The 18,385-nt window shown below is 51.8% G+C and carries 18 protein-coding genes; 15 read left to right on the top strand and 3 right to left on the bottom strand.

Going from position 1 to position 18,385, the window contains the following annotated elements; translation table 11 throughout:
- Positions 1 to 529: 529 nt before the first annotated feature.
- The 9 genes from CKV68_RS01760 (at position 530) to CKV68_RS01720 (ending at position 9,475) form a co-directional block, all read left to right on the top strand.
- The gene (locus tag CKV68_RS01760; RefSeq protein WP_013911662.1) at positions 530 to 1,123 is read left to right on the top strand and encodes a copper resistance CopC family protein; all 594 of its coding nucleotides are present in this window, start codon (positions 530 to 532) and stop codon (positions 1,121 to 1,123) included.
- 4 nt (positions 1,124 to 1,127) lie between these two features.
- Positions 1,128 to 1,733: a copper chaperone PCu(A)C gene (locus tag CKV68_RS01755; RefSeq protein ID WP_013911661.1), complete on the top strand. Its 606-nt coding sequence runs from the start codon at positions 1,128 to 1,130 to the stop codon at positions 1,731 to 1,733.
- A 111-nt stretch (positions 1,734 to 1,844) separates the two neighbouring features.
- On the top strand, positions 1,845 to 3,152 hold the full coding sequence (locus CKV68_RS01750) for a Dyp-type peroxidase (protein ID WP_014525873.1): 1,308 nt from the start codon (positions 1,845 to 1,847) through the stop codon (positions 3,150 to 3,152).
- Positions 3,153 to 3,385: 233 nt separating this feature from the next.
- Positions 3,386 to 5,455 carry a threonine--tRNA ligase gene (thrS, locus tag CKV68_RS01745; RefSeq protein ID WP_013911659.1) on the top strand — a complete coding sequence of 690 codons (2,070 nt, stop codon included), beginning with the start codon at positions 3,386 to 3,388 and terminating at the stop codon, positions 5,453 to 5,455.
- Between the two features lie 170 nt (positions 5,456 to 5,625).
- Positions 5,626 to 6,219: an ATP adenylyltransferase gene (locus tag CKV68_RS01740; protein ID WP_013911658.1), complete on the top strand. Its 594-nt coding sequence runs from the start codon at positions 5,626 to 5,628 to the stop codon at positions 6,217 to 6,219.
- The gene (pgsA, locus tag CKV68_RS01735) at positions 6,212 to 6,901 is read left to right on the top strand and encodes a phosphatidylinositol phosphate synthase (protein WP_013911657.1); all 690 of its coding nucleotides are present in this window, start codon (positions 6,212 to 6,214) and stop codon (positions 6,899 to 6,901) included. The genes CKV68_RS01740 and pgsA overlap by 8 nt, the downstream gene beginning before the upstream one ends.
- Positions 6,898 to 7,815 (top strand): phosphatidylinositol mannoside acyltransferase, encoded by a 918-nt coding sequence (locus CKV68_RS01730; RefSeq protein ID WP_014836485.1) that lies wholly within the window; start codon positions 6,898 to 6,900, stop codon positions 7,813 to 7,815. The genes pgsA and CKV68_RS01730 overlap by 4 nt, the downstream gene beginning before the upstream one ends.
- 95 nt (positions 7,816 to 7,910) lie before the next feature.
- On the top strand, positions 7,911 to 9,011 hold the full coding sequence (locus CKV68_RS01725; protein WP_013911655.1) for a glycosyltransferase family 4 protein: 1,101 nt from the start codon (positions 7,911 to 7,913) through the stop codon (positions 9,009 to 9,011).
- Positions 9,012 to 9,016: 5 nt separating this feature from the next.
- Positions 9,017 to 9,475: a LemA family protein gene (locus CKV68_RS01720; RefSeq protein WP_013911654.1), complete on the top strand. Its 459-nt coding sequence runs from the start codon at positions 9,017 to 9,019 to the stop codon at positions 9,473 to 9,475.
- Between the two features lie 11 nt (positions 9,476 to 9,486).
- Here CKV68_RS01720 and CKV68_RS01715 read toward each other — a convergent pair whose 3' ends face one another.
- The 3 genes from CKV68_RS01715 to CKV68_RS01705 are packed head-to-tail and all read right to left on the bottom strand — an operon-like array spanning position 9,487 to position 12,957.
- Positions 9,487 to 10,698 carry an aminotransferase class I/II-fold pyridoxal phosphate-dependent enzyme gene (locus CKV68_RS01715; protein ID WP_095075481.1) on the bottom strand — a complete coding sequence of 404 codons (1,212 nt, stop codon included), beginning with the start codon at positions 10,696 to 10,698 and terminating at the stop codon, positions 9,487 to 9,489.
- Entirely contained in the window at positions 10,695 to 11,429 is a 735-nt protein-coding gene (locus CKV68_RS01710; RefSeq protein WP_013911652.1) for a 6-carboxyhexanoate--CoA ligase, read from the bottom strand. The genes CKV68_RS01715 and CKV68_RS01710 overlap by 4 nt, the downstream gene beginning before the upstream one ends.
- A 40-nt stretch (positions 11,430 to 11,469) precedes the next feature.
- On the bottom strand, positions 11,470 to 12,957 hold the full coding sequence (locus CKV68_RS01705; RefSeq protein ID WP_095075480.1) for a hypothetical protein: 1,488 nt from the start codon (positions 12,955 to 12,957) through the stop codon (positions 11,470 to 11,472).
- A gap of 212 nt (positions 12,958 to 13,169) precedes the next feature.
- Between CKV68_RS01705 and CKV68_RS01700 the strand changes: the two genes are divergently transcribed.
- The 6 genes from CKV68_RS01700 (at position 13,170) to yajC (ending at position 18,263) form a co-directional block, all read left to right on the top strand.
- A complete protein-coding gene (locus tag CKV68_RS01700; protein ID WP_014836480.1) occupies positions 13,170 to 14,030 on the top strand; it encodes an acyl-CoA thioesterase in 861 nt (286 codons plus the stop codon).
- A gap of 279 nt (positions 14,031 to 14,309) precedes the next feature.
- A complete protein-coding gene (locus CKV68_RS01695; RefSeq protein WP_013911649.1) occupies positions 14,310 to 15,062 on the top strand; it encodes a YebC/PmpR family DNA-binding transcriptional regulator in 753 nt (250 codons plus the stop codon).
- Positions 15,063 to 15,416: 354 nt separating this feature from the next.
- On the top strand, positions 15,417 to 15,998 hold the full coding sequence (gene ruvC / locus CKV68_RS01690) for a crossover junction endodeoxyribonuclease RuvC (protein WP_095075479.1): 582 nt from the start codon (positions 15,417 to 15,419) through the stop codon (positions 15,996 to 15,998).
- 150 nt (positions 15,999 to 16,148) lie between these two features.
- Positions 16,149 to 16,763, top strand: a complete 615-nt coding sequence (ruvA, locus tag CKV68_RS01685; protein ID WP_029975561.1) for a Holliday junction branch migration protein RuvA — start codon at positions 16,149 to 16,151, stop codon at positions 16,761 to 16,763.
- 21 nt (positions 16,764 to 16,784) lie between these two features.
- On the top strand, positions 16,785 to 17,882 hold the full coding sequence (gene ruvB, locus CKV68_RS01680) for a Holliday junction branch migration DNA helicase RuvB (RefSeq protein ID WP_013911646.1): 1,098 nt from the start codon (positions 16,785 to 16,787) through the stop codon (positions 17,880 to 17,882).
- A 45-nt stretch (positions 17,883 to 17,927) separates the two neighbouring features.
- Complete coding sequence (gene yajC / locus CKV68_RS01675) at positions 17,928 to 18,263, top strand: preprotein translocase subunit YajC (RefSeq protein ID WP_038621971.1); 336 nt, start codon at positions 17,928 to 17,930, stop codon at positions 18,261 to 18,263.
- Positions 18,264 to 18,385 lie beyond the last annotated feature (122 nt).

Raw genomic sequence — 18,385 nt, 5'->3', positions numbered from 1 at the left:
TGAGGGGGTAGGAGAGTAGGGAAGCGGGAAGATGAGGGGTCTTCCATCTCTAAGAGAGCAATAGTGCGCTTTCCATAGCTTGTTGTGTGTCTGCTAAACACAGTCTTTGCTTATCGCTGCAAAAACCGAAGGTTACTCCTAGTTTTTTAGGTTATTGCACAGGGGAAACGATTATGCGGCTTTTGTGAATTTGATATTCGATGGGGGTAATAATCCACTACGTTGCACATTGTTGGTCTTATGCTCTAGCCGTGCGATCGGGCGCGGTATTGGAGTCAACGCGGGTTAGATTCTCATTGTGGAGAGTTCATCTTGTCGAACTTTTCCGGGGGTACATTTAAAGAAAATTAACCCTCCGAGGGAACTTCTATGTCCAAAGAACCGACTCTTAATTGTGCTCGCATCCTTATGTATTGAATGTCACTATAGATAGATATAGACAGCTCATATCTTGTTACATAGGAACGTAAAGCAATCCAATATGGAAGAGTGGGAGCTGTAAGCAGCTTCGACGAATGGGAGAATCTAAGTGAGTGGTGCTGGGGACAGCGTGTGTGGTCGCGATACTCCCATTCTGGGTAGGGTGGCCGCTTGTGTTGCCGCGTTGACTGCAACCTGTGCGCTTTCTATGAGCGCAGGGTCTACTGCGTATGCCCACGATGTGGTTATCGATTCCGACCCTGTCAACGGCTCAACTATTGACTCTTTCCCAAGGTCTCTTTCACTGGTCTTTTCCGGCGAGCCAAAGCCTGGGTTCAATACGGTTGCAGTGAGTGATGCATCAAACTCCAAGGTGCTTTTTACTGCTGACCCTCATATTGAGGGACGAAACGTGAGCGTTGAGGTGCCGTCGGACATAACGCCGGGACCGGGCGATTATATTTTGGGCTTTCAGATTACGTCGTCGGATGGGCACGCCACCCGCGGCAAGACCACCTTTACTGTGGCCGGCGAACGCGCCGAGGGGGCGTCGACAAGCTCGGATTCGAGTGACGTGACTCAGTCTGCGGGAGCACGGGGTTTTCCTGGATGGCTCTGGCCCGTTATTGGATTGCTCGCGGTTGCGGGCATAAGCAGTGGGACTATTGTGGCACTTAGGTCTCGTAAACAGAAAGGTAATTAATTATATGTCTATCGTTAGTTCTCGTATCAAGGTCGGAATATGTGCTCTCGCTGTTACATCGCTTGCGCTGACTGCGTGCTCTAGCTCCGAAAAAGATTCCGCCAAGAAGGTAGATACTGCTACCTCTGCGGCGGCCTCTGCAGGCGCTAAAGCTTCCGAAGCAATGTCCGCCAAGGGGGTTGAGCTTGCCGACGGCTACGTGCGAGCTATGAGCGAAGGCAAGGATATGACTGCCATTTTCGGTCAGATTAAAAATCACACTGATAAAGAGATCACGGTTACCGGTTTCACCTCTTCTATGAATGCCAAGATGAACCAGCTTCATGAGGTTGTCGACGGCGTGATGAAAGAAAAAGATGGCGGATTTGTCATTCCTGCAGGGCAGACCCTGACATTGGAGCCCGGTAAAGATCACATGATGCTCATGGGGCTGGATAAGCCTGTTGCAGCGGGAGACTCCGTAGATGTGACTCTGCAGCTTTCCGACGGATCAACCGTAGCCGTTAAAGAAGTTCCTGTTCGTACCGTTGCCGCCGGAGACGAGAGCTACGCTGAGGACGGCTCTCTCCACAAGGAGACCGGTTCCACAGGAATGATGCACAAGCACTAAAGATAGCTGCCGCGTAATGTATTACGCGGCTTTTAAAACTATGGTCTTACTTTAAGTCGGGTAAGGCCATCAGCCTTGTTGGTACCCAATCACCTGACCTCGGAGCACATGATGACAGCCGCTCAATCCCATTCTGATTCCCACCTACAGTCAGAAAAATCGCCGCCAGTAAAAGGAATATCTCGTCGTAGTTTTCTTTTAGGGTCGGCGACCGGGGCGACGGTTGTCGGTGGGGCTGCATTGGCGGGATGTACTAATGCAGAACAACACGCAACAGCAAAGGATGCGTCGGTCAGCGCTGCCTCAGTAGCTGCGGCACGTGAGCCTTTTGACGGAGCGCATCAGTCCGGAATTGCTACATCCGCGCAAGCACACCTCACTGTTATTGCTCTGAACGTACGCGCAGGTGTGAACAAAGTTGGCGTACAGCGTTTGCTCAAGCTGTGGACGGAGGATGCCCGTCGTTTGACTCAAGGAGAGAACCCTCTGGGTAGCCTTGAACCAGAAATGGTGACAAAACCTGCGCGTTTGACCATCACATGCGGGGTGGGAAAGCGATTTTTTAGCATCATCGGGAAAGAAGACCAGCGTCCCGCGTGGCTTCAACCCCTTCCTGCGTTTTCCAAAGACAAGTTGGATCCACGCTGGGGTGAGTCTGACATCGTGATCCAGATTGCGTGCGACGATCCGGTGACCATGGCTTTTGCTACTCGCCACATGATTCGTTCTGGCACGGACTATACGGAAACCTTGTGGGTACAAAAAGGATTCCTGAACGCCAACGGTGCTAATGAAAAAGGCGAGACGCCTCGTAACCTGTTTGGTCAGAAAGACGGAACTGTTAACCCACACAATGACCAAGAGTTTGACGCTCAAGTGTGGATTGATAAAGCAGATGATTCCCCGGCTTGGCTTCATGGGGGATCGTGCATGATTGTTCGTCGTATTGCCATGAATCTTGATACCTGGGAGATTCTTGATCGCGAATCCCGCGAGATAGTCATTGGTCGAGACCTAAAAGACGGTGCTCCGCTAAGCGGCGGTTCTGAGTTTGACGCGGCTGATTTCCACGCTGTGGATGAGTACGGACTGCCTAAGATTGATCCTCGGTCGCATATGGCGCTGGCCACGCCGCCTTCTGACAGCCCGGATCAGAAGATTCAGCGCCGGGCTTACTCCTATGATGAGGCGCCTATTCCAGGTTCGGGGCAGCTATCGAATGTGGGCTTGGTATTTTGCTGCTTCCAAAAAGACCCTCGGAAACAATTTATCCCTATTCAGCAACGCCTCAATGATTCGGATCGACTGAACGAATGGATCACCCATATTGGATCAGCTGTGTACGCTATTTTGCCGGGAACATCTGAGGATAGCGGAAGTAAAAAACACTACTGGGGAGCTGAGCTCTTTGAATCCTAACAACTAGTTGTAGGATGGGAGCTGAGCGTCGGTAAGCATTGGTGTGATACATCTGCAGTCATGCTCGCATGAGTCTGTGCTTGAGAAATAGTTCTTTTTAAGCGCAATCTTGTGCGGGCATTTTCTTAACTAGCACAACTTTCATATCCAGCTTTGACCTTCGCCGCTATTTACAGCCCACGCGTCCAGGTATGACGCTGAGCATGAGCGCAAGTAAGGAGCGCATTTTTATAATGGCACATCTCATCGAGGCGACGCCTAATCTGCATCAACCGTTCATGGTCCAAGCTGGAGTAGCAGCAGGTGCTGCTATGAGAGAGCTTGAGCTACCCAATAAGGGTCCAGAGGCAATTGTCTGCGTTAAAGACTCCGAAGGCACTCTGAGAGACCTTTCCTATGTCCCTGAGACAGATACGCAGGTAACCCCGGTACCCGCAAACACGGAGGAGGGCCGCGAGGTCATCCGTCACTCGTGCACCCATGTGTTGGCGCAGGCTGTGCAAGCTGAGTTTCCAGGGACCAAGCTAGGCATCGGACCGGCAATCGAGAATGGCTTCTACTACGACTTTGATGTTGCAGAGCCTTTTACTCCTGAGGATCTGAAGCGCATTGAAAAGCGGATGAAGAAGATCATCAAGCAGGGACAAAAGTTTGAGCGCCGCACGTTTGCGTCCGTAGAGGAAGCAACAGAAGCACTGAAAAATGAGCCCTATAAGCTTGAGCTTATCCGGGATAAAGGAAGCGTCGATCCCGACTCTGATGAAGCTACTGAGGTCGGCGCGGGTGATCTGACGGGTTACTACAACCTCAATCCACGCACGGGAGAGGTCGATTGGTATGACCTTTGCCGCGGTCCCCACGTGCCTACCACCAAGTACATTCCTGCTTTTTCCCTTACCCGATCCTCCGCAGCATACTGGCGCGGAGATCAGTCTTTGGCTGATTTGCAGCGAATTTACGGTACCGCATGGGAATCTAAAGAGGCCCTTGAGGAATACCAGACGATGATGGCAGAGGCTGAGAAGCGAGATCACCGCCGTCTAGGAGCTGAGCTTGATTTGTTCAGCTTCCCTGATGAGATCGGCTCAGGCTTCCCGGTATTTCACCCCAATGGTGGAGTTGTGCGCTTGGAGATGGAAGAGCACTCCCGCAGACGACATATTGCGGCGGGATACTCGTTTGTTAATACCCCACACATCACCAAGGGAGATCTGTTTAAAAAGTCTGGTCACCTAGACTTTTACGCGGACGGAATGTTCCCTCCCATGCAGCTCGACGGTGAAGTCGATGAGGACGGCAACGTTACCAAGCAGGCGCAGGATTACTACGCTAAACCGATGAACTGCCCGATGCACAATCTCATTTTTGCGTCGCGGGGACGGTCGTACCGTGAATTGCCTCTCCGACTTTTTGAGTTTGGAACGGTTTATCGTTATGAGAAGTCGGGAGTTATTCACGGCTTGACCCGTGCCCGTGGGTTCACGCAGGATGACGCCCACATCTACTGCACGGAAGATCAACTGGAAGCAGAGCTCACGTCGGTTCTTGACTTCATTATCTCGTTGCTCAAGGACTATGGTCTTGATGATTTCTACCTGGAATTGTCTACCAAGGATCCAAACAAGTTCGTCGGATCGGATGAGATTTGGGAACGTTCCACCTCGATCTTGGAGCGTGTGGCCACGCAGTCGGGTCTTGAGCTGGTTCCTGATCCAGCAGGTGCGGCATTCTACGGACCAAAGATCTCTGTCCAGGCTCGTGACGCGATTGGCCGTACGTGGCAGATGTCCACGGTGCAATTGGACTTCAACCTGCCGGATCGCTTCAACTTGGAGTACACGGCTCCTGATGGCAGCAAGCGCCAGCCGATTATGATTCACCGAGCTCTGTTTGGTTCCATCGAGCGGTTCTTTGGCGTGCTCTTAGAGCATTATGCGGGTGCTTTCCCCGCATGGTTGGCTCCGCACCAAGTTATTGGTATTCCTGTGGCTGATGCTTTTGTGGGACACCTTGAAGACATGATGGCGCAGCTGCGTCAACGAGGCATTCGTGCAGACGTGGATACTTCTGATGACCGTATGCAGAAGAAGATCCGCAATCACACCACAGGCAAGGTTCCTTTTATGGTTCTTGCGGGTGCTCGTGACGTTGAGGCCGGTGCTGTGAGCTTCCGATTCCTTGACGGAACTCAGGTTAACGGGGTTCCAGTAGAAAAAGCTGTAGAGATTATCGACCAGTGGATTCGTTCGCGGAACAATGACCAGCCAACAGAAGAATCAGTGAGCGCTCTGGTTCTTGATTAAAAAATCAAGCTACTGATATTAGATGGTTTTATCAGAAACACCGTAGCTGCCGAGCCCATTCTGTAGGGTAAGCGACTACGGTGTTTCTGTAGGTCGTAAAGCCGTTGTTATATACAGCATTGTATGGCACCAGCTTACGTAGTTTGTGAATGCTGAAGGAGTTCGCGGATATGCCCTCGTATGGGGAAAACGAGACGTACACGGATCAAGGTGTTGGTATATCCGACGGCCTAGAACGACTGTGGGCACCGTACCGGATGTCCTACATCCGTAACGATGGGTCTCGCAACCAACGTGACGTCAACGAGCGGCCAGCTAATCCGTTTATCCGAATCCCTGAACTTAGCGACGAAGAAGGTTTAATCGTCGCGCGCGGTGAACTTGTTTATTGCGTGCTTAATTTGTTCCCATACAACGCCGGACACATGATGGTTGTGCCTTATAGACAAGAGCGGAATCTAGAAGACCTTACCGTGGAAGAATCCGCAGAGCTTTTTTCTTTTGCTCAGGCCGCAATTAAAGTGCTTAAGAAGGTCTCTGCTCCTGACGCTATCAACCTCGGTTTTAACCTGGGTAAGGCGTCGGGAGGCTCAGTAGGAGAGCACTTGCATATGCACATTGTTCCGCGGTGGACGGGTGATGCAAACTTTATGACGATCATTGACGGAACAAAGGTACTGCCTCAGCTTTTGCGGGACACTCGCTCGCTTCTCGCACAAGCATGGGATGAGATGGAAGGTATTCCAGGAGTCGCACATGCTTAGTGTTCATGGTAGAAAACCTGCAGCTGTCATTGTTGAGCCAGTGGCGCAGTGTTTCAGCAAAATGGGTTTATCTCCTAACAGCGTTACTGTGTTGGGCACAGTCATCACCGTAGCTATTGCAGTCTTTCTGATCCCTACTGGGCATTTAGTAGCTGCTGCATTATTGTCAGGCCTTTTTGCAGCCTTTGACATGGTCGACGGAACTATGGCCCGTATGCGAGGCGGCGGAACAAAGTTTGGTGCGACTCTCGATGCTTCATGTGATCGCATTACTGATGGTGCGCTTTTTGGCGCCATCACGTGGTGGCTCGTATATAGCTATGACGCTCACAAAGCATTAGTGGCGGCGTCTTTTGTTGTACTCATCTGCTCTCAGGTGATCTCTTATGTCAAGGCCAGGGGAGAAGCCAGCGGATTCTCTATGGTCGGTGGGCTCGTGGAGCGCCCCGAACGCCTTATCATTGGCCTTATTGGAATCGGATTGACAGGTTTTGGAGTTCCGTTCGCCATAGATGTTGCCTTGTGGATTCTTGCTGCAGGAAGCATTTTTACGGTGGCGCAAAGGCTGTTTATCGCATCCCGATCAGAATATGCTCAAGACAAGATAGCTCCTCCAGCTGGGGCACATGAGCATCCGCGTGGGCAGGCCGTTGATGCCAGAGTTGCGCAGGAAGACGCATGAGTCGCCATGTATCCTGGCGTGTGAACGCAGTAGAACAGGTGACATCGTGGGGATATCGCGCTGGTTGGGCTGTTGTTCGAATGTTACCCAGTCGGGTGGCTGACTCGATTTTTGCTTTTGGCGCTGACGTAGTTTCTCAGCGCGGTGCGGGGATGGAACAGCTGAGGAAAAACTTGGCGAGGGTGGTAGGCACTGAGAATGTGACTAAAGACCTAGTCCGGGCATCCATGCGCTCTTATGCGCGATACTGGAAAGAGGCTTTTTGTCTTCCTAGTATGGTCGGTGACCCTAGAGTGATGCGCCGGTTGGACAACTGTATGCGCGGTAAAGAGAATTTAGAAGCTTCTGTGCGCTCGGGTCGAGGGGCGATAGTGGTACTGCCGCATTCTGGTAACTGGGATATGGCTGGAATGTACGTGGTCCATACATTTGGTCCTTTTACTACTGTGGCTGAACGGCTAAAACCTGAAAGCCTTTACCGGGCATTCGTAGCTTTTCGAGAGACCTTGGGGTTTGAGGTTTTACCGTTAACCGGTGGTTCGGCGCCTTTTCCTGAGTTGAAAAGCCGGCTGAATGATGGCGGTATCGTTTGCTTGCTTGGAGAGCGTGACCTGAAGAAAACAGGCATTGACGTGGAATTTTTTGGCGAGCTTACACGCATGCCTGCAGGTCCTGTGAAACTAGCTATGGAGACTACTGCAGCTCTTCACGTTGGGCATGTGTGGTTTGAAGGAGATGGCTGGGGGATAAGCATTTCTCCAGAAGTGCGGGTCACTGATGTGAGTTCGACAGTGCAACGCGTTGCTGACATAATGCAGGAGAATATTGCGGCTCATCCAGAAGACTGGCATGTGCTGCAGCCGTTGTGGATTGCGGATCTGGATCAGAATCGTTTTCAGGCGGGACTGTCTTAGCCCATCAGTCAGTAGGGACCGTCGTTTGCCTCGGTGCTTTCTGTTTCGGATGACCGCCTGACATGACCAATGCCTAGTGGAACAAAGGAAGATACATGCGTATAGGAATCGTGTGCCCCTATTCCTTTGACGAACCCGGCGGGGTTCAAGCCCATATCCTTGATCTTGCTCGTAAACTCATCGATATGGGGCACCATGTCGGCGTCATTGGCCCCTGTACAGAATCAACAGAGGTACCTGATTTTGTCACCAAAGGCGGACGCTCGTGGCCAATTCCCTATAACGGATCAGTGGCACGGCTGGCTTTTAGCCCAAAGACTTTTAGGCAAGTCCGTGAGTTTATCCAGCAGGGGAAGTTTGATGTACTCCATATCCATGAGCCGAATTCTCCGAGTTTTTCTTTAGCAGCCTTAAAAGTAGCGCGGGGGCCGATCGTGGCCACCTATCATGCGTCGAGTAGCAAGTCGACTCTTTTGACGCTTGCTTTGCCGTTTTTGCGTGGTTCGCTGGAGAAGATTCGCGGCGGGATTGCTGTCTCTGAAATGGCGCGTCGATGGCAAGTGCAGATGCTAGGTGGCGACCCTGTGTCTATTCCCAACGGCGTGGACACATCGCTTTTTGCACAGGCTCGTAAAAGTGCCTCTTTGAAAAGCCTGAACGATCCAGTGGAGATCGTGTTTTTGGGGCGTATCGACGAGCCACGAAAAGGCTTGGACATCCTTTTGCGGGCTGTAGAGCAGCTTGATTGCGGCGTCCATGTCACAGTTATCGGTGGTGGAACGCAACGCCATAACACTGAATCCGTGGAGTTCGTGGGAAGGGTCTCGGAGGAACGCAAAGCTGAGATTTTGGGTGCTGCTGACATCTATGTGGCGCCAAACACCGGAGGCGAGAGCTTTGGCATTGTGTTAGTCGAAGCTATGGCGGCCGGTTGTGCGGTGGTAGCAAGCGATCTGGAGGCTTTTCACGCAGTGTGCGATGCGGATTCTCCGGCACCGGCTGGATTATTGTTCCGCAACGGAGATGCGTCTGCGCTGGCGTCTGCGCTGCGCCTGCTTATCGACGCCCCAGATCGTCGCGAACAGCTAGCGAAATCCGGTGAAGCTCGGGCCCAACAATATGACTGGGAACGAGTTGCCTCCGAAATAGTTCGGGTTTATGAGACTGTTGCTGATGGCACGAAAGTGGAGGTGTGATTGCTATGAGTACCGTGTTGATGACGGTTATCGCAGTCCTACTCACATTTATCGTGGTATGGGCATGGATGATGGCGCAGCGACTGAACCGACTACACATTCGCACAGATTCGGCGTTGCAGGCGTTGCAGGCAGCGCTTGATCGTCGTGCTGCGTTGGTGGCTGCATTACACCCTGAAGCTATTGGGGATGCCCAGGCAGCGCAGAAGATTCAGTTGGGTTATGAGACGTTTGCTGATAGAGCGGAAAAGGAGCGGGCAATTTCTGCCCGTATTGCTGCGATTGGCGAGTCCGCAGAGCCGATGATTGTTGATGCGGAAGTACGGCTTTCTTTAGCGCATCGCTTTTATAATGACGCGGTTGCAGATACCCGTGCGTTACGGACACGAACGCTCGTGCGCTGGCTGCGCTTGGGCGGCACAGCGAAGTTACCCGAGTTTTTCGAGTTCGCCGATTACGTATAGTGCAGGAGCACTCATCGAGTGATTGTAGGGAGCAACCGCTGGATGGCTTCCGCAAGTCGCCTGAGCTGCTGAGTTGTGTGGGCTGCGGTGAGCGTGACCCTCAGGAGAGCTGAGTGGTGCGCCACAGTGGGATACCTGATAGCAGGAACAAAGAATCCTTCATCGGCAAGTGATTGAGAAATACGTACAGCGCGCACGGAATCACCCACGTGAATAGGGATGATTGGTGTCTGGGGTGCGGGTATACCAAGGAGCCGGCTGAAATACGCGATGTTGTTTTGTAAAGCTTCTAAGCGTTCAGGTTCATCTTCGATCACCGAAAGGGCAGCGGCCACACCGGCAACGGTTGCAGGCGTCGGAGACGTAGAAAAGACATAGCTTCGGGCCCTATTGCGTAGCAGCGTTGCAACCTCATGATTGCACAGAACAAAACCACCTTCGGATCCTAGGGCTTTGCTTGCGGTGCCGATGAGAATTTCACGAGTGAGATCAATGCCGGTGTGTTCGGTGCTACCTTTTCCCGTGGGGCCTAGCGCGCCGATCCCGTGAGCGTCGTCAAGCAAAAGCCAAGCTTTATATTTGCTGCAGAGAGCTCGTAGGGCGCTAATATGTGCGACTTCACCGGTCATGGAAAAAACAGCGTCGCTGATAACCAGGGCATGAGGAGTTGTGTGCTCTTTGAGCAGGTGTTCGAGCGCTTCCATGTCGTTGTGAGGATACACGTGTACCTGAGCCTTGGACATGCGGCATCCGTCAATAATGGATGCGTGGTTGAGCTCATCTGAGTATATGGTGGTTGAGGCCGTGGCAATTGTGGATATTGTCGAGAGATTAGCTTGGTAGCCTGTAGCAAAGAAGACGGCATCTTCAACTTCAAAAAACGCTGCAAGCTGTTGCTCTAGCCCCGAGTGAAGATTGGTGCCCGTGGTCAGTCTGCTACCTCCGGATCCTGTGCCAAAGTCATGGATGGCCTGGATCGCAGCTTCTTGTACTGCGGGGTGGACTGACAAACCAAGATAATCTGAGGAGGCAAACAAACACATCTCGGCGCCTTCAATAAGGGTCATTGGTGTTTGTGGGCCATCGAATCGCGCGGGAGTCCGTAGCAGTCCTTGCTCAGCCCAACGGCGGTTTTTCTCTTCTGCAAAGTCCCCGAGGGAGGATGCTGATGTGGAATGCGGGCAGGAAGACGCTGCGGGAGATGGAGAATCTGGAAGAGTCATAAAATTAAAACCGGGGTGTTTTCTATGTAATCGATTGCTGCGGCAACGCTTGCTTTCTTCGACTCTAGGATGAATACCCTTCCACCCAGGGGAGAACCCAAACGCTTCATAGTGTGTACCCGAGTATAAACGCCGTTGAGGGAAACATACCCAGTGGTGTAATCGGGATCGTCTGAGATGCAGATCTCGGCGATGATTCCCGGCGCGCTCATAACTTTAGAGGATAAGGTGAGGGCCTCGTGGTAGTGGTTTTTCTTTGTTTCTGATTCTGTGCTGTGCGGAGCTGCTGGTGTTGGTGATGGTGCAGCGCCGAAGTTGGAGGCACGGACACCTCTTTTATGGTCAGGCTCTAATCGACGCGCAGAATGAGCATCTAGTAGCACAGCCCCGCGCATGTTACGGATACTGAGAAGCAGTTTTAGGGCTTTGTACGCAACTTCAGAGGAGCACACTGTTGCAAGCTGTTGGTGTACAAAGCTATGAGCATCGTTGCAGTTCGCCGCTTGATATTCTCGTGTGAGAAGCCGGGGTACACGTTGAATGTCGGAGTCTGCAATATGCGTTATTTTTGTGGTGATTGAGTCTGGGGTGCCTTTTGCATGGTTCATTGCGCGTTGGATGAACTGCTCGGTGATGCGGGGGACATCTGTGGGGCAAGAAACAAGAGTTTCGGCCCCGGAGATGTGTTGACCTTGGAGGCTCGCCCGCATCCTAACGCTGTAAAAGGTCATAGTTGTGTAAGTATAAAGCACCGATTTGAACGATGTTCAATCATTTTCCTGTGTTCTGACGCGGTGTCTGCGGCGTATTAGGGGGAAAAGTAACGGGCCTGCCGGAATATGATGACTGATCGGACACTATGCGTGGTGCCTGTGCGGCCCAGTCCGTAGCTTGCTGTACAGCATGTGAGTGCGTGCCTACGGGGAGATGCGCCTGGGGAGAAGGCTTTTCTGTTGCCGGAAGCGGTGCGATCTCTGTAGTGGGACTTTCTTCTGCGCGCTCTGGCGATGGTGGCAGTGCTTCGGCAGCCTTTGTAGTTGCTAGCGTGGGGTCGCGATCTACCACGGAAGCCCATATCGCCCACACGAGAGCAATGACAGTAGCCACGAGGTACAAGACATTGCGGATTACCAGCGCATTAACGCCGTTGGTGTGGTCAAAGGGGACCTGCATAATGCTGGGATAGTTTTGCGGGTATACCTGCCAACTGAAATAAGCCAGCGCTATCATGAACAGGGCCTCGATAACCGCAAAGACGGACTTAGGTTTAACCAATAAGGCAATAGCGACGAGCGGACCCACCCAGATAATGTACTGAGGTGACAACACCTTATTGGTCACGATTAACAGCAGGACAACCGCAATCGACCAGCATAGCGTGGGATATGCCCGCCACGTGCCAAAAAGAAAATGCTTGAGTGCCCACAAGAAAGCAAAAACAACGGTAGCTCCCATAAGCCATGTGCTTATAGTCGCCGCGGTGTCCACCCCAGGGCCTACAATTTCAAAGCTTTTCGACGTCGCGTAGAAGACCTCATACTCTTCAGGCGAGGCTATTGCCCGATACATAAAGAGGGTGGCTGGCAAAGACTCGATCTGTAATCCGCGATCGCTCTGATATGTCAGCGGTGAAAGAAGGCGTTCCCATCCACCTTGGATATAAACGATAGAACCGAAGGCTACGAGGGCAACCGCAAAGGAAAGGAGACGCAACCAACTTTTGCCTGAGGAGAATTTTCCTACCAGGCCAGCGGCAAGGACTCCAGGCCACAGCTTCATGCTTGTTGCGAAGGCCAGCACCCAGGAGGCCACATACGGATGCGAAAACAGTGATAACGCGGCCAAGCCCACAAGTACGCCAGGCACGATATCCAGTCTGAGAATGAATACCTGCATAGTCGCCAGGCCAAAGAGGCACCAATAAAGAGCGGCTATGATACGGCCTCGCCACCGCGAGGTGACCAGAAAGGCGTAGAAGAGAGCGTCGACAAGCAAACACATGATGACAAAACCAATGATGAAATGCTCTAGATTGCTGCCGGTAATCCATCCGAGCAGGTTAATGGGCCATGTGCCAACTTCGGGATACTCTTTTAACGCGCCGGGAACGAGGCGGAACACGCCGACAAAATAGTATTTTACGTCGCCTACGGGGCTGGTCTCTTGTAAAACGAGCCGCACTAGCGTCACTCGCGAAGCCACCCACAACAACCACAACACAAGACTCACCAAGGCGGTACTTGGTATCAGTTTTTTCACTACGTGCACCCTACGACCAACGGACAGCATACGTAAGAAAACATACCGCACCCCCAATAGTATTAGGCGACCGGACACAATGAGGGGGGATAAAAGTTAGCTAGGGGTACCCATGTCTAACCATATGAATATAGCCCTGAAATTGGGTCGGGGTGCGGGTAAATTTGGCGAAAAGGGTTAGAGAAAATACGCGGATAACGACGAGGTTTTCTATGAGCAAAATATATGAAGTGTTAAATCTGGAAAATATTGATAGAGATATTTTCCGTGGTCCCGCGGTAGCGTCTTCACTTACTCGAACTTTTGGTGGTCAAGTAGCTGCACAAGCATTGGTAGCGGCTACTCGGACGGTTCCTACGGATGCCTTTATTGTGCATTCCCTTCACGCATATTTTGTCAGCGCCGGAGATTCTTCGCAGCCCACGATTTTTCAGGTTGATCGGGTAAAAGACGGTAGGAGTTTTATTGCTCGTCATGTGACTGCAATCCAGGACGGACGCCCTATATTTAGCATGCAGTCGAGCTTTCATCGGCGAGACGACGCCGGGCCGGAACACTCCGACCTCATGCGCCGGGTCCCTCATCCAGAAGACGTTCATGTAGACAGAGAAGCTCTCCCCGCCAGCTCTAGGGCCCTCCTGGATGAGTGGGGGGATTGGGACATTCGAAAAGTATCCGACACTGACTTTGACCACAACCCCTATACCGCAAGTCAGCAGGTGATCTGGTTCAAGTCAAAAGAAGTACTGCCTGACGATGAAACCTTTCATATCTGCACACTCGCCTATATGTCTGATATGACGTTATTGCATTCTTCGTTGGTTCCGCATCCAAACGAACGCGTCAAATTAGCATCACTAGATCATGCGATGTGGTTTCTTCGCCCGTTTAGGGCAGACGAATGGCTTCTTTATGATCAGGTTTCTCCTTCGGCGCATGCAGGTCGCGCACTCACTCAAGGACGGATTTTTAATAGCTCTGGTGATCTTGTTGCTATGACTACCCAAGAGGGACTAACAAGAACTATCTCGGCTGCCGAAGACCCGCTTCCTTTTGTTGTTCCTGAGGCATAAAGAGAGCCACGCGGATGGCCGGGAAGGTCTGCGTGGAGGCGAATGCGGACCAAAACCTAGGTCGAACACTAAAAAATTACGGATTCTGCCGTATAATGGCGCCGTTGCGTTACATGACGACGTCGTACGTTCGGTTTTATGGCATTGCGGTTATGAGTTTGCTGTCTATAAAAATGCAACTCGTTTAGGCAAAGCTAGTAATGGCATCGGAACCAACATATCAGTGCTCACCTTGTAAGAAGTGGGGATTGTACGGCGCACCACTATGAAAGGGAGTCAATGTCAGGCCACTCCAAATGGGCTACCACCAAGCATAAGAAAGCTGCTAACGATGCTAAGCGTGGTAAAGAATTCGCCAAGCTGATCAAGAACATCGAGGTTGCTGCACGTACCGGTGGCGGAGACCCCTCTGCGAATCCAACCTTGGATGACATGATCAAGAAGGCTAAGAAGGCCTCTGTTCCCAACGATAATATCGAGCGTGCTCGTAAGCGCGGATCCGGCGAAGAAGCCGGTGGCGCTGATTGGCAGAACATCATGTATGAAGGCTATGGCCCCAACGGAGTCGCAGTACTTATCGAGTGCCTTACCGATAATCGCAATCGGGCGGCCTCTGAAGTTCGTACCGCTATGAGCAAAAACGGTGGAAACATGGCGGAATCCGGTGCGGTTTCCTACATGTTTAAACGCCGCGGCGTTGTCATAGTAAACAAGGGTGAGCTTACTGAGGACGACGTGCTCATGGCCGTGCTGGACGCTGGAGCGGAAGAAGTTAACGAGATCGGCGATAAATTTGAGGTGCTATCCGCGCCGGGCGATACTCCTGCTATCCGCGATGCGCTCACGGAAAACGATATTGAGGTAGAGGACGCAGACTCTGATTTCCGTGCAGACGTCCTGGTTCCTCTTGAGGCGAACGATGCTCGGAAGATTTTCCGCTTGATCGATGCTCTTGAAGATTCTGATGATGTTCAGAATGTGTTTACCAACATGGATCTCAGCGATGAGGTTCTTGCAGAGCTTGATATCTGATAGATAACTCACCAGTTATTAGCCCACCGCAGTCAGTGCTATGGATACTGTGGTGGGCTTTGCTCTTGCCTTAGTTGGTGGCTGAGAGCGGACTCGCTGTGTCTTTCAGGACCTATAAAACGAAGAGTTTCGCAATTATGTGCTAAATTTAGGGGAAGTGTGGAATCCGTGGCTTGCTAGGAAAACGGAAAGCGTCGGAAAGCAATCGTGTTCTAAGCGGACTGTTATTTTTTAAATAACCACGGACAGCCATGCAGGAAAGTATCGTCTTTCCACTGTGGTGATGCATACGAATATTTGGCAACAATGGCCTTAGGTGTGAATCCCTAAGCGCACTGATAGGGGAACATGGGAATGAGCGCCGAGGGCTTACGCGTGATGGGAATAGATCCTGGCCTTACTCGGTGCGGCCTATCTGTGGTGCAAGCTGGGCGAGGTCGGCAAGTGATGCCCATTGCTGTGGGAGTTGTACGGACACCGCCTCAGGCTGACCTCACTGTGCGCCTGCTAGAACTTAGCGATGCGGTGAACGAATGGATGGATGAATATCAACCTGACGTCGTGGCCATTGAGCGGATTTTTGAGAGGGGCAACGTTTCCACTGTTATGCACACCGCCCATGGCGTTGGTGTGCTGGTGTTGGCAGCAGCTCAACGTGGAATCGATGTACACATGTACACGCCTAGTGAAGCTAAAAAAGCTATCTCAGGAAATGGGCGGGCAGATAAGAAACAAATGACCGCAATGATTACGCGGATTTTGGGTTTGAGTGAACCTCCCAAACCTGCTGATGCCGCAGACGCGTTGGCACTTGCAGTCTGTCACTGTTGGCGTGCACCAATGCTGGAAATTCAACGTAGAACTGAAAAACAGAGTACAGAACAGAAAAAGCGATTGGCGCTGTTAGCTAAAAATGCTGCGTCAGATAACTCATAAAAAGCCAGAGTCGGTTCCGCACAATCCGTAAACTGACAATTTTGGCGATACGATTGATGAAAGAAAGCTGACTCGCTGCGGACTGTCTCTTGATGAGGCGAACAATTTTCCCATCTGTGTGGAAAAGATTTTCAATGAAAGGTATTAACCATGATCGTTTCCCTTCGCGGGACTGTAGCCTCCATCGGTCTTGGTAGCGCAGTTATTGAGTGCAACGGGGTCGGATATGAAGTACTCGCTAGTCCCAGCACCTTGGCGCACATGAGCAGGGGAGAAGAGTGCTTTGTTCTGACCACCATGGTGGTCAGAGAAGATTCCCAAACCCTTTACGGGTTTGCCAGCGATGAAGCTCGGCAGATGTTTACGCTGCTGCAAACAGTCTCTGGTCTAGGACCAAAACTGGCTTTGGCAGCGCAATCGGTTTTGTCCGCAACAGATCTAGCGCATGCGATTGCTAACCAGGATGCAAAGACTCTCCAGCGCATACCGGGAGTGGGAAAACGAGTTGCAGAGCGCATCATCGTTGACCTCAAAGACAAGGTTTCAGCGTTTATTACCGCTGGAGATGCTGCTACTCCCGCGCCGGGAGGAGTTTCTTTAGCAACCAACGATGTTGCTGCGCAAGTACTTGAGGCTCTCCTCGGCCTCGGCTTTACAGAAAAAGTTGCAGAACCTGTGGTGATTTCCGTGTTAGCTGATTCTCCGAATGCGACCACGTCCCAGGTGCTGCGTCTAGCCCTGAGTGCGCTGGGCAAAAAGAAATAGGACGAGGGGCTGCTATAACGCATGGCAAATGTAGAAAAGACTGAATTCAACATTGTTCCGTCTGGAGGTCGGGTTTCTGAAACCGGTAGGCCTCAGGACACCCCAGTGGACGCGCGGCAGCAGGCAGGGGAAAACGACACAGAAACAACACTGCGGCCAAGAAGCATTGATGAGTTTATTGGCCAGCCTAAAGTTCGGGACCAACTTAATCTTGTGCTGACAGGCGCAAAAAACCGTGGTGTGACCCCAGATCATGTGTTGCTGTCCGGTCCACCTGGTTTGGGCAAAACAACGATGGCAATGATCATCGCCTATGAACTAGGGACGAGTTTGCGAATGACCTCAGGTCCGGCGTTGGAGCGCGCCGGTGACCTGGCGGCGATGCTGTCTAATCTGATGGAAGGCGATGTACTTTTTATCGATGAGATTCACCGGATGGCGCGCCCTGCAGAAGAAATGCTGTACATGGCGATGGAAGATTTTCGGATTGACGTAATCGTGGGCAAAGGGCCAGGAGCAACGTCGATTCCGCTCGAACTCGCACCGTTTACCCTTGTGGGTGCTACTACTCGTTCTGGAATGCTTACCGGTCCATTGCGAGACCGATTCGGTTTCACCGCGCAGATGGAATTCTATGAAAACTCTGATCTGACTAAGGTTGTGCTGCGCGCCGCTAAGATCTTGGGCGTTACTATCGACGATGCCGCCGCCGTCGAAATAGCTTCGAGATCTAGGGGAACACCTCGTATTGCTAACCGGCTTTTGCGTCGGGTGCGGGATTTTGCGGAAGTCCATTCTGATGGACATATCGATGTAGAGGCCGCACGCGCAGCTTTAGTGGTGTTTGACGTGGACGAAAAAGGTCTTGACCGCCTTGATCGTGCGGTCTTGGAAGCGCTTATTAAAGGCCACGGGGGAGGACCAGTGGGTGTAAGCACGCTCGCTATCGCCGTGGGTGAAGAACCCTCAACCGTGGAAGAAGTCTGTGAGCCCTATCTGGTACGTGCCGGGATGGTAACCAGAACAGGGCGTGGACGTGTTGCTACGGCTGCAGCATGGCGGCACTTAGGATTAGTACCTCCTGAAGGCCTCGCGCACTTTAGCGACGAGCACAGCTAGGAGGCGGCTACCGTTAGTGCCCCCTTTCTGGCAGACTGAGGTCCTATGTCTACTAATTTCATCTTGCTTATCGTCCTTCTACTAGTTCTCGTGCTTCCGTCGTTTTTGTTCCAGCAGAAGCAGAAACGACGCATACAAGAGCTCAAGGATCTACAAGATAACGTGATGATCGGAGACGTCGTTGTTACCACGGCTGGATTGCACGCTACGATCCGGGGCATCGACGCTGACACTGTTGAGCTTGAGACAAGCCCTGGCGTGGTCAGCACATATGAAAAGTTTGCTGTGGTGAAGAATCTGACTGCAGAGACCAATAAAACAACTGCGGAGGCTAAGACGGAAACTCAGGAAGACGACAATTCTCTGGATCCGCATAACTAAACGCTGGTTGCTAAGCGTCTCATGGAATGCAGCGTGTCAGTGTTCTGGGACGTAACGAGCGTAAAAGATTTTTAATTATTAGGGCCACCTTAACCGGGTGGGGCGCATGACATCCTGCCGGA

It is taken from the genome of Corynebacterium ulcerans, from assembly GCF_900187135.1.
In the GTDB taxonomy this organism is placed as follows: Bacteria; Actinomycetota; Actinomycetes; order Mycobacteriales; family Mycobacteriaceae; genus Corynebacterium; species Corynebacterium ulcerans.
The sequence above is the reverse complement of the archived record's forward strand: the minus strand, read 5'-3'. Positions and strand labels throughout refer to the sequence as shown.

Coding starts and splice junctions, on each gene's coding strand:
- CKV68_RS01755 (WP_013911661.1), top strand. CDS start 1,128: ATGTCTATCGTTAGTTCTCGTATCAAGGTCGGAATATGTGCTCTCGCT.
- CKV68_RS01750 (WP_014525873.1), top strand. CDS start 1,845: ATGACAGCCGCTCAATCCCATTCTGATTCCCACCTACAGTCAGAAAAA.
- thrS (WP_013911659.1), top strand. CDS start 3,386: ATGGCACATCTCATCGAGGCGACGCCTAATCTGCATCAACCGTTCATG.
- CKV68_RS01740 (WP_013911658.1), top strand. CDS start 5,626: ATGCCCTCGTATGGGGAAAACGAGACGTACACGGATCAAGGTGTTGGT.
- pgsA (WP_013911657.1), top strand. CDS start 6,212: ATGCTTAGTGTTCATGGTAGAAAACCTGCAGCTGTCATTGTTGAGCCA.
- CKV68_RS01730 (WP_014836485.1), top strand. CDS start 6,898: ATGAGTCGCCATGTATCCTGGCGTGTGAACGCAGTAGAACAGGTGACA.
- CKV68_RS01725 (WP_013911655.1), top strand. CDS start 7,911: ATGCGTATAGGAATCGTGTGCCCCTATTCCTTTGACGAACCCGGCGGG.
- CKV68_RS01720 (WP_013911654.1), top strand. CDS start 9,017: ATGAGTACCGTGTTGATGACGGTTATCGCAGTCCTACTCACATTTATC.
- CKV68_RS01715 (WP_095075481.1), bottom strand. CDS start 10,698: ATGACTCTTCCAGATTCTCCATCTCCCGCAGCGTCTTCCTGCCCGCAT.
- CKV68_RS01710 (WP_013911652.1), bottom strand. CDS start 11,429: ATGACCTTTTACAGCGTTAGGATGCGGGCGAGCCTCCAAGGTCAACAC.
- CKV68_RS01700 (WP_014836480.1), top strand. CDS start 13,170: ATGAGCAAAATATATGAAGTGTTAAATCTGGAAAATATTGATAGAGAT.
- CKV68_RS01695 (WP_013911649.1), top strand. CDS start 14,310: ATGTCAGGCCACTCCAAATGGGCTACCACCAAGCATAAGAAAGCTGCT.
- ruvC (WP_095075479.1), top strand. CDS start 15,417: ATGAGCGCCGAGGGCTTACGCGTGATGGGAATAGATCCTGGCCTTACT.
- ruvA (WP_029975561.1), top strand. CDS start 16,149: ATGATCGTTTCCCTTCGCGGGACTGTAGCCTCCATCGGTCTTGGTAGC.
- ruvB (WP_013911646.1), top strand. CDS start 16,785: ATGGCAAATGTAGAAAAGACTGAATTCAACATTGTTCCGTCTGGAGGT.
- yajC (WP_038621971.1), top strand. CDS start 17,928: ATGTCTACTAATTTCATCTTGCTTATCGTCCTTCTACTAGTTCTCGTG.